10 protein-coding genes are annotated in these 12,083 nt (G+C 69.5%); 7 read left to right on the forward strand and 3 right to left on the reverse strand.

What is annotated here, in order from left to right; genetic code table 11:
- Position 1 precedes the first annotated feature (1 nt).
- From paoC to ABL843_RS29755, 4 genes are all read left to right on the forward strand, one after another.
- The gene (gene paoC, locus ABL843_RS29740; protein WP_369660456.1) at positions 2-2,212 is read left to right on the forward strand and encodes an aldehyde oxidoreductase molybdenum-binding subunit PaoC; all 2,211 of its coding nucleotides are present in this window, start codon (positions 2-4) and stop codon (positions 2,210-2,212) included.
- Positions 2,213-2,309: 97 nt separating this feature from the next.
- Positions 2,310-3,353: a thiamine pyrophosphate-dependent dehydrogenase E1 component subunit alpha gene (locus ABL843_RS29745; protein ID WP_418118373.1), complete on the forward strand. Its 1,044-nt coding sequence runs from the start codon at positions 2,310-2,312 to the stop codon at positions 3,351-3,353.
- On the forward strand, positions 3,350-4,309 hold the full coding sequence (locus tag ABL843_RS29750; RefSeq protein WP_418118375.1) for an alpha-ketoacid dehydrogenase subunit beta: 960 nt from the start codon (positions 3,350-3,352) through the stop codon (positions 4,307-4,309). The genes ABL843_RS29745 and ABL843_RS29750 overlap by 4 nt, the downstream gene beginning before the upstream one ends.
- Positions 4,310-4,321: 12 nt before the next feature.
- Positions 4,322-4,747 carry a MarR family winged helix-turn-helix transcriptional regulator gene (locus ABL843_RS29755; protein ID WP_418118377.1) on the forward strand — a complete coding sequence of 142 codons (426 nt, stop codon included), beginning with the start codon at positions 4,322-4,324 and terminating at the stop codon, positions 4,745-4,747.
- 127 nt (positions 4,748-4,874) lie between these two features.
- Here the strand turns inward: ABL843_RS29755 and ABL843_RS29760 are convergent, their stop codons facing one another.
- Positions 4,875-5,651 carry an SDR family oxidoreductase gene (locus tag ABL843_RS29760; protein WP_418118378.1) on the reverse strand — a complete coding sequence of 259 codons (777 nt, stop codon included), beginning with the start codon at positions 5,649-5,651 and terminating at the stop codon, positions 4,875-4,877.
- Positions 5,652-5,776: 125 nt separating this feature from the next.
- Between ABL843_RS29760 and ABL843_RS29765 the strand changes: the two genes are divergently transcribed.
- On the forward strand, positions 5,777-6,721 hold the full coding sequence (locus tag ABL843_RS29765) for a LysR family transcriptional regulator (protein ID WP_418118379.1): 945 nt from the start codon (positions 5,777-5,779) through the stop codon (positions 6,719-6,721).
- Positions 6,722-6,812: 91 nt separating this feature from the next.
- Positions 6,813-7,838 carry a Bug family tripartite tricarboxylate transporter substrate binding protein gene (locus ABL843_RS29770; protein WP_418118380.1) on the forward strand — a complete coding sequence of 342 codons (1,026 nt, stop codon included), beginning with the start codon at positions 6,813-6,815 and terminating at the stop codon, positions 7,836-7,838.
- Positions 7,839-7,959: 121 nt separating this feature from the next.
- Here ABL843_RS29770 and ABL843_RS29775 read toward each other — a convergent pair whose 3' ends face one another.
- Both ABL843_RS29775 and ABL843_RS29780 read right to left on the reverse strand, forming a co-directional pair.
- Positions 7,960-8,283 carry a DUF1840 domain-containing protein gene (locus tag ABL843_RS29775; protein WP_126021212.1) on the reverse strand — a complete coding sequence of 108 codons (324 nt, stop codon included), beginning with the start codon at positions 8,281-8,283 and terminating at the stop codon, positions 7,960-7,962.
- Between the two features lie 11 nt (positions 8,284-8,294).
- Entirely contained in the window at positions 8,295-9,566 is a 1,272-nt protein-coding gene (locus tag ABL843_RS29780; protein WP_369660450.1) for a class I SAM-dependent methyltransferase, read from the reverse strand.
- 131 nt (positions 9,567-9,697) lie between these two features.
- Here ABL843_RS29780 and ABL843_RS29785 point away from each other — a divergent pair, with 131 nt between their 5' ends.
- Positions 9,698-12,082, forward strand: coding sequence for a bifunctional salicylyl-CoA 5-hydroxylase/oxidoreductase (locus ABL843_RS29785; RefSeq protein WP_126021210.1), 2,385 nt, complete (start codon positions 9,698-9,700; stop codon positions 12,080-12,082).
- Position 12,083: the final 1 nt, after the last annotated feature.

Genomic DNA, 12,083 nt, shown 5'->3' on the forward strand with positions numbered 1-12,083 from the left:
CATGAGGTTCGACACACCCGCCACGACAAACCCCATCGACCAGCTGAAGATCATCGGCAGGGCCACGGACCGCATCGACGGCCCGATGAAGACCACCGGCGCCGCGCGCTACGCCTACGAGCGCAACACCGAGATGCCCGGCGCAGCCTACGGCTACGTGGTGGGCGCGGGCATCGCGAAGGGCCGCATCGCGTCGATGGACCTGGCCGCTGCCCGGGCGGCGCCGGGCGTGCTGGCGATCGTCACCGCGCGCAACGCGGGCAAGCTCGGCAAGGGCGACTTCAATACGGCGAAGCTCCTGGGCGGGCCGGAGATCGACCACTACCACCAGGCGGTGGCGCTGGTCGTGGCCGACACCTTCGAGCAGGCGCGCGCGGCCGCGCAGCTGGTGCGCGTCGAGTACGAGCGCACGCCGGGCCGCTTCGACCTGTCCGCCGAGAAGGACGCGGCGAAACTGCCCGCGCCCAACCCCTTCGCGGGCGAGCCGCAGACGAAGACGGGCGATTTCGCGGGCGCCTACGCGGCGGCCCCCGTGCAGCTCGACGCGACCTACACCACGCCCGACGAGTCGCACGCGATGATGGAGCCGCACGCCTCCATCGCGCAGTGGCAGGGCGACAAGCTCACCATCTGGACCTCGAACCAGATGATCGCCTGGGGCGCCGGCGACGTCGCCAAGACGCTCGGCATCCCGAAGGCGAACGTGCGGCTGATCTCGCCCTTCGTCGGCGGCGGCTTCGGCGGCAAGCTGTTCGTGCGGGCCGATGCGCTGCTCGCGGCGCTGGGTGCGCGGGCGGCGCGGCGGCCGGTGAAGGTGGCGCTGCCGCGGCCGCTGATGGCGAACAACACCACGCACCGGCCCGCGACCATCCAGCGCATCCGCCTGGGCGCCGGCCGCGACGGCAGGCTCACCGCCATCGCCCACGAGGGCTGGTCGGGCGACCTGCCCGGCGGCCAGCCGGAGACGGCCGTGAACCAGACCCGCCTGCTGTACGCCGGTGCGAACCGCCTCACGACCACGCGCCTGGCCGTGCTCGACCTGCCCGAGGGCAACGCGATGCGCGCACCCGGCGAGGCGCCCGGCATGATGGCGCTGGAGATCGCCATGGACGAGATGGCCGAGAAGCTGGGCATCGACCCGATCGAGTTCCGCGTGCTCAACGACACGCAGGTCGACCCCGAGAAGCCGCAGCGTCCCTATTCGCAGCGCAAGCTGATCGAATGCCTGCGCACAGGCGCCGAGCGCTTCGGCTGGAACAGGCGCAACCCGGCGCCGGGGCAGCAGCGCGACGGCCGCTGGCTCGTCGGCATGGGCGTGGCGGCCGCGTTCCGCAACAACCTGGTGATGAAGTCGGGCGCGCGCGTGCGTCTGGACAACCGGGGCATGGTCACGGTGGAGACCGACATGACGGACATCGGCACCGGGACCTACACCATCATCGCGCAGACCGCCGCCGAGACCATGGGCGTGACGCTCGACAAGGTGCAGGTGCGCCTGGGCGACTCGGCGCACCCGGTTTCGGCCGGCTCGGGCGGCCAGTGGGGCGCCAACAGCTCGACCTCCGGCGTCTTCGCGGCATGCATGAAGCTGCGCGAAGCCGTGGCGTCGAAGCTGGGCATTCCGGTAGCCGAGGCGGAGTTCTCCGAAGGCATGGTGCGCGCCGGCTCGCGCGCAGTGCCGCTGGCCGAGGCGGCGGGAGCGCAGGAGCTGGTGGTGGAGGACAGCATCGAATTCGGCGACCTCGACAAGAAGTACCAGCAGTCGACCTTCGGCGCGCATTTCGTGGAGGTCGGCGTCGACGCGGCCACCGGCGAGATCCGCGTGCGGCGCATGCTCGCGGTGTGCGCGGCGGGGCGCATCCTGAATCCGAAGTCCGCGCGCAGCCAGGTGATCGGCGCGATGACGATGGGCGTCGGCGGCGCGCTGATGGAAGAGCTGGCGCTCGACAAGCGGCACGGCTTCTTCGTCAACCACGACCTTGCGGGCTACGAGGTGCCGGTGCACGCCGACATTCCGCACCAGGACGTCGTCTTCCTCGACGAGACCGACCCGATCTCCTCGCCGATGAAGGCCAAGGGCGTCGGGGAGCTCGGCATGTGCGGCGTGGCCGCGGCGGTGGCGAACGCCGTCTACAACGCAACGGGCGTGCGGGTGCGCGACTACCCGATCACGCTCGACAAGCTGCTGGATCGCCTGCCGCCGGTGGCCTGAATTTGCCGGCACGTGGCGGGTAAGCCCGGTGCCGCGAGTCCGTATCGCTTGATACGATTTTTTCCGGAACGCCCGCCCCAAGGGCGTCGGAGACAAGATGGACTCGAGCATTTCCGGCAGCGCCGTCCATGGCGCGCACGGCGTGGGTGAGGCCCTGTACCGCGTCATGGTGCGGATACGGGCTTTCGAGAACGCGGCGGAGACCGCCAGCCAGGGCGGCGTGAGCGCATATGGCCAGCAGGCGGCGGGCGCCGCCAAGGTGCGCGGGCCGCTGCACCTCTCCACCGGGCAGGAGGCGGTACCGGCCGGCGTCTGCGCCCACCTGCGCGCCGCCGACTACCTCACTTCCACCCACCGCGGCCACGGCCACACGCTGGCCAAGGGCGCCGACCTCGCGCGGATGATGTGCGAGCTGTTCGGCAAGGCCACCGGATTCAACGGCGGCAAGGGCGGCTCGATGCACATCGCGGATTTCTCGGTCGGCATGCTGGGCGCCAACGGCGTGGTGGCGGCGGGGCTGCCGATCGCGGTGGGCGCGGCGCACGCGCAGAAGCTGCTGAACAAGGCTGACGACATCACCGTCTGCTTCTTCGGCGACGGCGCGATCAACCGCGGGCCCTTCCTGGAGGCGCTGAACTGGGCGCGCGTGTACGAGCTGCCGGTGCTCTTCGTCTGCGAGGACAACCGCTGGAGCGCGACCACAGCGAGCGGCCCGATGACGGCCGGGGAAGGCGCCTCGGCGCGCGCCGAGTCGCTCGGCATCGCGTCCACGCAGGTCGATGGCAACGACGTGTTCGCGGTGCATGCGGCCGCCGCGAAGCTGGTGGCGCAGGTGCGCAGCGGCGGCGGGCCGCGCCTGCTGCATGCGCTGACCTACCGCGTGAAGGGGCATGTGTCGGTGGACGTGGCGGCTTACCGCGATCCGGCCGAACTGGCGGCCGCGCTCGCGACCGACCCGATCGCACGGGCCCGCGCATATCTGCTTTCGGCCGGCGTCGCGGCTTCCGCGCTCGACGCCATCGAGAACGCCGCGCGCGACGAGGTCGACACCGCCCTCGCCATCGCCGACGCGGCCCCCTGGCCCGAGCCGGCCGCCGCCTTCACCGACGTGCAGACCGTCGGGGAGGGCCAGTGGCGATGAAGCACGAACTGAGCTATTCGGAAGCCGCCCTGCTCGCCCTGCAGCGCGAGATGGAAGCCGACCCGCGCGTGGTGGTGCTCGGCGAGGACGTGGGCCGCGGCGGCATCTTCGGGCAGTACAAGGGGCTGCAGCAGAGCTTCGGCCCGGGACGCGTGATCGACACGCCGATCAGCGAGGCCGCGATCATGGGCGCCGGCGTGGGCATGGCGCTCGCAGGGCTGCGGCCGGTGGTCGAGATGCGCGTGGTCGACTTCGCGCTGTGCGGCATGGACGAGCTGGTGAACCAGGCCGCCAAGAACCGGTTCATGTTCGGCGGCCAGGGCCGCGTGCCGCTGGTGGCGCGCATGCCCGGCGGCATCTGGGACGCCTCGGCCGCGCAGCATTCGCAGTCGCTCGAAGCCTGGTTCGCGCACCTGCCGGGCGTGGTGGTGGTGAGCCCCTCGACGCCGCAGGACAACCACGGGCTGCTGCGCTCTGCCCTGCAGTGCGGCGACCCCGTGGTCTACATCGAGCACAAGACGCTGTGGGGCGCGCGCGGCGAGGTCGACGAAAGCGTCGCCGTGCCGCTGGGCAAGGCGGCACGCGTGCGCGCGGGCGATGCGCTCACTCTCGTGAGCTGGAGCCGGCAGATGCAGGCCAGCGCGGCGGCGTGCGATGCGCTGGCGGCCGAGGGCATCGCGGTGGACCTGATCGACCTGCGCACGCTGTGGCCCTGGGATCGCGAGACGGTGCTGTCGTCGTGCGCGCGCACCGGCCGGCTGCTGGTGGTCCACGAGGCGGTGCAGGCGGCGGGCTTCGGTGCGGAGATCGCGGCCAGCGCTGCGGAGGCCACCGGCTGCCGCGTGGCACGGCTGGGCGCGCCGCGCATTCCGGTCGGCTATGCGCCGGTGCTGGAGGCGCAGTCGCGCGTCGGCACCGAGGCCATCGTGGCGGCGGCGAAAAGGCTCGCCGGCTGAACGCGCCCCGCCATGGACCCGCTCTTCTTCAAGCTGGTGCGGGTCGTGAATCTCACGGCGCGGCCTTTCCACGAGCGCGTGGGCCGCGAGCACCGGATCACGCTGAACGAGTGGCGCACGATGGCGGTTCTGGCAGCGCAACCCGGCCTCAACGCCACGCAGGTGGCCGACCAGACCGGCCTCGACAAGATGGCAGTGAGCCGCGCTCTCTCCGGCCTGCGCCGTCACAAGCGCGTGCAGCGCCACGACGACCCGACCGACCGACGCCGCAGCCGGCTCTATCTCACGGCCGTCGGCAAGGCGCTGCACGAAACGGTGGGCGCGCTCGGCCGCGAGCGCGAGGTCGCGCTGTTCGGCGGCATCGGTGCCGTCGAACTGGCCCAGCTCGACGCCACGCTCGACAAGCTCATCGAGGCCGTGCAGCGCGGCCTCCCCTGACCTCCCGAGCAAGGCACGCCCCTTTCCAGAAACACCACGGAACCGGCTCTGCCGGGCCGTAGGTGTTGCCCCCGGAAGGGGGTTGGCGAAGCGACACGAAGTGCGCGCAGCCTGGGGGCGAACCAAGTTATGCCGCGAAGCCACCGTCGATGTTGAGGCTCGCACCCGTCACGAAGCCGGCTTCGGGGCTGGCGAGGTAGCCGACCATGGCGGCGATTTCATCAGGATGGCCGTGGCGGGCCAGCGCCATCAGGCCGTGCATCGAGGCGGCATTGGGGCCGTCGACGGGGTTCATGTCGGTGTTGACCGGGCCGGGCTGCACGTTGTTGACCGTGATGCCGCGCGGGCCGAGGTCGCGCGACAGGCCCTGCACCAGGCCGACCAGCGCCGACTTGCTCATCGCGTAGGCGCTGCCGCCGGGCCAGGGCATGCGCTCGGCATTGGTGCTGCCGATGTTGATGATGCGGCCGCCCTCGCCCATGTGGCGCGAGGCCGCCTTGGCAGCGACGAAGACGGCGCGCACGTTGATGGCCAGCGTCTTGTCGAAGTCTTCGAGCGAGAACTCGTCGAGGGTGCCGCCGAGGAACACGCCGGCGTTGTTCACGAGGATGTCGATCCTGCCGAAGGTGCGGGCGGCCTCGTCGATGCCGGCGGTGAGGGCCGCGGCGTCGGCGCTGTCGATCTTCAGCGCGAGGGCGCGGCCGCCTTCGGACTGGATGCTGCGCACCAGTTCGTCGGCGGGAGCTGCCGAGGCCGCGTAGCTGAAGGCCACGGCGGCGCCGTCGCGCGCCAGGCGGCGCACGATGGCCGCGCCGATGCCGCGCGAGCCGCCGGTGACGAAGGCGACCTTGCCGGCCAGGACGGAGGAAGAAGAAGCAGAAGAAGAAGCGGTGCTGGAGGCCATGATTTTTTCCTGTGCGATGGTGAAGAAGAAGGCCTCAGTTTGGGCGCTTCATTCCCTCTCCGGTAGCCGTCAATCGGGTCAATCAGATTCAACCGATGGTTGAAGATGGGCGCCACAATGCGGCCATGGAACCGCTCAATCACCTCGAATCCTTCGTGCAGAGCGCGGAAGGCGGCAGCTTCTCCGAGGCCGCGCGGCGCCTTGGCCTGACGCCGGCCGCCGTCAGCAAGAACGTGGCAAGGCTGGAAGCGCGGCTGGGGCTGCGGCTGTTCCAGCGCAGCACGCGCAGCCTGACGCTGACGGAGGGCGGCGAGCGCTTCCTGGCGCAGATCGGCGGCGCACTGGCCACGCTGCGCGAGGCGGTGGCCGGCATCGACACCGACGACGGCCAGCCCTCGGGCACGCTGAAGGTGAGCATGGGCCAAGCCTTCGGGCGCGAGCACGTGCTGCCGCTGATGGGCGGGTTCCTCGCGCGCTACCCGGCCATCGTGCCCGACTGGCATTTCGACAACCAGCAGGTCGACCTGGTGGGCGAGGGCTTCGACGCGGCCATCGGCGGCGGCATCGAGCTGCCGGCCGGGCTGGTGGCGCGCGAGCTGGCGCGCATCCATGTGGTGGCGGTGGCCTCGCCCGCGTACATGGAGGGGCGCAAGCCGCCCCGGCATCCGTCGGACCTGGCGGCGCTCGACACGCTGATGCGCCGCTCGTCGCCCACCGGGCGCGTGCGCAGCTGGACGCTGCGGCGCGTGCGCGGCGGCGCCAAAGAAGGCGAAGGCGAGGTCAGCGTCGAGCTGCCCCGGCCGCGCGCCATCTTCAACGACCCCGAGGCGATCGCGCATGCCGCGCTGATGGGGCTGGGCGTGGCGATGCTGCCCATGCCCTTCGTGGAGCGCGGGCTGCGCAGCGGGGAGCTGCTGCGGCTGCTGCCCGACTGGTACCAGGACGCCGGTGCGGTGTGGCTGTACTACCCGAGCAAGAAGCTGCTGCCGCCGAAGACGCGGGTGTTCATCGATTTCGTGCTGGAGCGCTTCCGCGAGGAGCGGTTCGCGCAGCGGATGCAGGTGGCCTGAGGCGCCCCAGACCGCGCGCTGTCAACTCCCTCACGCGGCCACGGGGTTTTCACCCGCGACGGCCGGAGCGCGCACCTGTACAAACGCGCGCATGACCCATCAGACTTTCTCTTCCTCCCCGAATCGCCGCGCCGCGCTGGCCGCATCCGTCGCCGCCGCGCTGACCCTCATCACCGCTCCCTCGTGGGCACAGGGCACCTGGCCGACCAAGCCGGTGCGCATCGTCGTGCCCTTCGCGGCCGGCGGCACCACCGACATCCTGGCGCGCGCCGTGGCGCCCGAGCTTTCCAAGGCCTTCGGCCAGCAGTTCATCGTCGACAACCGCGCGGGCGCCGGCGGCAACGTGGGCGCCGAGATCGTGGCGCGCGCGCCGAACGACGGCTACACGCTGCTGATGGGCACCGTGGGCACGCACGGCATCAACCGCGCGCTGTATCCCAAGCTGCCCTTCGACCCGATCAAGGACTTCGCGCCGATCACGCTGGTGGCCGCCGTGCCGAACGTGATGGAGATGAACGCCGACAAGGCGAAGTCGCTGAACATCCACAACGTGCAGGACTTCATCAAGTACGCCAAGGCCAACCCGGGCAAGCTGAACATGGCTTCCAGCGGCAGCGGCACCTCGATCCACCTGGCGGGTGAACTCTTCAAGAGCATGACGGGCACCTTCATGGCCCACATCCCATACAAGGGCTCGGGCCCGGCGCTGCTGGACATGGTGGGCGGGAACGCCGACGTGATGTTCGACAACCTGCCTTCGTCGATGGCGCAGATCAAGGCCGGCAAACTCACCGCGCTGGCGGTGACGAGCGCGCAGCGTTCACCGGCTCTGCCGGACATTCCTACGGTGGCTGAAGTGGGCGGCCCCTCGCTCAAGGGCTACGAGGCGAGTTCGTGGTTCGGGCTGCTGGCGCCGGCGGGCACGTCGCCGGAGATCGTGAACCGCATTCAGCAGGAAGTGGCCAAGGCGCTGGGCACGCCGGCCATGAAGGAGAAGATGCTGGCTCAGGGCGCGATCCCGAGCGGGAATTCGCCGGCCGACTTCACGAAGCTCATCGCGAGCGAGCATGTGAAGTGGGCGAAGGTGGTCAAGGACTCCGGCGCGAAAGTTGACTAACCCCCAGGCTGCGCGCACTTCGTGTCGCTTCGCCAACCCCCTTGCAGGGGGCAACACCTACGGACCGGCAGAGCCGGATCCGTGGTGTTTCACGCAAAGACCGGTGGCTGATCTTTGGTGATCAGGTCTTCCAGGTCACGTCCTTCTTTTCGGCAAGCGAGTCCTTGAGCATGTGCAGCAGCGGGATCGCACGCTGGTGCAGGCCCACGTGCTGCTTCTCGGCCTCGTTGGCGTGGCCTTCGACGGCGTAGTCGTCGTTGTTGTGGGTGTTGGAAGCCTCGCGTGCCAGCGCGGCTTCGAGGGCCGCGATGGCGCCGGGGATCTGCTCGACGGTGATGATGCCCTGCGGGGCGATCGACTTGCCGACGATCTCCAGCAACTGGCGGGCATGCACTTCGAGCATCACGAAATCGGGAGAGGCGCGGGACTGGAATCGATAGAGCATGGTGTTCTCACTCACTTGTTGTAGATGTAGTCACGTGCAAAAGGGTACACGGATTGCGCGCCGCGAAGGACGCCGTGTTCGACGTTGCCGTCGGGTTTGGTGGAAAGCATCTGGTGCAGCGAGATCCAGCCCTGCTCGAAGCTCATGGCGGAGCCCGCGAGGTACAGGCGGTAGGCGCGCAGCACGCGCTCGGCGTTCTCGGCCTGCCGGCCGCCGCTGCGCTGGAGCACTTCGCGCGCGGCGTCGAGCTGCGCTTCCAGCGCGTCGGACCATGCCCAGAGCGTGCGCGCGTAGTGCGGGCGCAGGCTCTCGGTGTCGACCATCTCCAGGCCGGCCGCGGCCGTCTCGCGCAGCACGTGCGTCACGTGCAGCAGTTCGCCGCCGGGGAAGATGTATTTCTCGATGAAGTCGCCCATGCCCGCGCCGAGCTGGCGGTAGTTGAGTTCGCCCGAGGTGATTCCGTGGTTCATCACCAAGCCGCCGGGCTTCAGCAGCGCATGGATCTTGCGGAAGTAGGTCGGCATGTTGGCCGCGCCCACGTGCTCGAACATGCCGACGGAGGAGATCTTGTCGAAGGGCTTGTCGGTGGGCACTTCGCGATAGTCGCGCAACTCGACGCGCACCCGGCCCTGCAGGCCCTTCTCCTCGATGAGCCGCTGCACGTGCGCATGCTGGTTCTTCGACAGCGTGATGCCGGTCGCGTCCACGCCGTAGTGCTCGGCCGCCCACAGCAGCAGCGCGCCCCAGCCGGAGCCGATGTCGAGGTAGCGCTCGCCGGGCTGCAGCATCAGCTTGCGGCAGATGTGGTCGAGCTTGGCTTCCTGCGCCTGCGCCAGCGTGAGGTCGGGCGTGCGGAAGTAGGCGCATGAATACACGCGGCGCGGGTCCAGCCACAGCGCGTAGAAGTCGTCGGAAACGTCGTAGTGGAACTCGATCTGCGCCGCGTCCTTGCGCAGCGAGTGCGAGCCGTGCGACTTGGCCCGGCGCTGCAGGCGGCTCCACCAGCCGGTGTCGGTCTCCGCCGGGTTGCCGGGGAGCATGCCGACCGTGGCATCGATCAGGTCGCGCATGGCGCCTTCGATCTGCACCTTGCCCTCGACGTAGGCCTCGCCGATGGCGCCCACCTGCCGTGCCGCCAGCTTGGCCAGCACCGCCCATTCCTTGAAGGCCAGCGTGACGCGGGCTCCGGCCTGTGCGACGCGCCGGCCATCGGGCAGCTCGAGCGCGATGGGGACAGGCAGCGAAGCCAGCTGCGACTCGATCTTGGGTATCAAGTGTTGCATGGGGCCATGGTATTGATTTTTCCAAGCTTTTGCATGACTTCCCGTGTCGGCGCAAGCCGCGATCTGAGGCGGCTTCGGGCCTGCGCGAACCCGGATTGACATTGGATTATTTATGTCTAAACTATTTAGCCATGAACAGTCTCGACCCGTCCAAGTCCGCTCCCGCCTCGGACCTCCAACGCATCCTGTGCATCGGCGGCGGGCCGGCGGGCCTGTACTTCGCCCTGTTGATGAAGGCGCGCAACCCGGCGCTGCAGATCACCGTGGTGGAGCGCAACCGCCCCTTCGACACCTTCGGCTGGGGCGTGGTACTCAGCGACCAGACGCTCGCCAACCTGCGCGCGGCCGACGCGCCGACCGCAGCGCTCATCGGCAACGAGTTCCACCACTGGGACGACATCCAGGTCTTCTTCAAGGGCCGCCAGGTGCGCTCGGGCGGCCACGGCTTCTGCGGCATCGGCCGCAAGCGGCTGCTCAACATCCTGCAGGAGCGCTGCCTCGAGCTGGGCGTCGAGCTGGTGTTCGAGACCGACGTCGCCGACGACCAGGCGATGGCCGCCAAATACAAGGCCGACCTGGTGATCGCCAGCGACGGCCTCAACAGCCGCATCCGCCAGCGCTACGCCGAGGTGTTCAGGCCCGACATCGACCTGCGCAACTGCCGCTTCGTGTGGCTGGGCACGCACCAGACCTTCGACGCCTTCACCTTCGCCTTCGAACAGACCGAGCACGGCTGGTTCCAGGCGCACGCCTACCAGTTCGACGACAAGACCTCGACCTTCATCGTCGAGACGCCCGAGGCCGTCTGGAAGGCCCACGGCCTCGACCAGATGGAACAGCCCGAGGCCATCGCCTTCTGCGAGAAGCTCTTCGCCAAGTACCTCGGCGGCCATTCGCTGATCAGCAATGCCACGCACCTGCGCGGCTCTGCCAACTGGATCCGCTTTCCGCGCGTGGTGTGCGAGCGCTGGACGCACCGCATCGACGTAGAGGGCCGCTCGGTGCCCGTGGTGCTGATGGGCGACGCGGCGCACACGGCGCACTTCTCCATCGGCTCGGGCACCAAGCTGGCGCTGGAAGACGCGATCGACCTGGCCAACGAGTTCGCGCAGGGCGGCACTGTCGACCATGTGCTCGAAGGCTACGAGGCACGCCGCAGCGTCGAGGTGCTGAAGATCCAGAACGCCGCGCGCAACTCCACGGAGTGGTTCGAGAACGTGCCGCGCTACACCGGCATGCAGATCGAGCAGTTCGCCTACTCGCTGCTCACCCGCTCGCAGCGTATCAGCCACGAGAACCTGCGCCTGCGCGACACGCAGTGGCTCAGCGGCTACGAGCAGTGGCTGGCTGGCGGCAAGGCGCTGCCGCCGATGCTCATGCCCTACAAGGTGCGCGGGCTCACGCTGAAGAACCGCATCCTGGTGTCGCCGATGGCCACCTACAGCGCGGTCGACGGCGTGCCGCAGGATTTCCTGCTGGTGCACCTGGGCGCACGCGCGCTCGGCGGCGCCGCGATGGTGTTCGTCGAGATGACCAGCCCGACGCCCGAAGGCCGCATCACACCCGGCTGCACAGGCCTCTACAACGACGAGCAGCAGGCCGCCTTCAAGCGCATCGTCGACTTCGTGCACACGCAGTCCAGCGCGAAGATCGCGATGCAGCTCGGCCACAGCGGCCCCAAGGGCTCGACCCGCGTGGGCTGGGAAGGCACCGACGAGCCGCTCGAAAGCGGCAACTGGCCGCTGCTGGCCGCGAGCGCGCTGTCCTACGGCGAGCAGAACCAGCTGCCCGCGGCCATCACGCGCGCCGAGATGGACACGCTGCGCGACCAGTTCGTCGATTCGACCCGCCGCGCCGCCGAATGCGGCTTCGACTGGCTCGAGCTGCACTGCGCGCACGGCTATCTGCTGTCGGCCTTCATCAGCCCGCTCACCAACCTGCGCACCGACGAGTACGGCGGCGACATCGAGGCGCGCTGCCGCTACCCGCTCGAAGTGTTCCGTGCCATGCGCGCCGCGTGGCCGGCCGACAAGCCGATGAGCGTGCGCATCTCGGCGCACGACTGGGCGCCCGGCGGCAACACCGATGCCGACGCCATCGTGGTCGCGCGCCTCTTCAAGGAGGCCGGCGCCGACTTCATCGACGTGTCGTCCGGCCAGACCACGCGCGCCGCGAAGCCGGTGTACGGGCGCATGTACCAGACGCCGTTCTCCGACCGCATCCGCAACGAGGTCGGCATCTCGACCATCGCCGTGGGCGCCATCACCGATGCCGACCAGGCCAACAGCATCATCGCCGCCGGCCGCGCCGACCTGTGCGCCATCGCGCGTCCGCATCTGGCCGACCCGGCATGGACGCTGCACGAGGCCGCCAAGCTGCAAAGCCGCGACGTCGAATGGCCCGTGCAGTACCTGAGCGGGCGCGACCAGATGTACCGCGAGATCGCCAAGCAGCAGCAGCTCGCCGCGGCCGCCAATGCAGCGATGGCCGCGCAGAACAGCGAGGAGACGCACTGAG

The sequence above is a fragment of the Variovorax sp. 350MFTsu5.1 genome (assembly GCF_048302515.1).
In the GTDB taxonomy this organism is placed as follows: Bacteria; Pseudomonadota; Gammaproteobacteria; order Burkholderiales; family Burkholderiaceae_C; genus Variovorax; species Variovorax guangxiensis.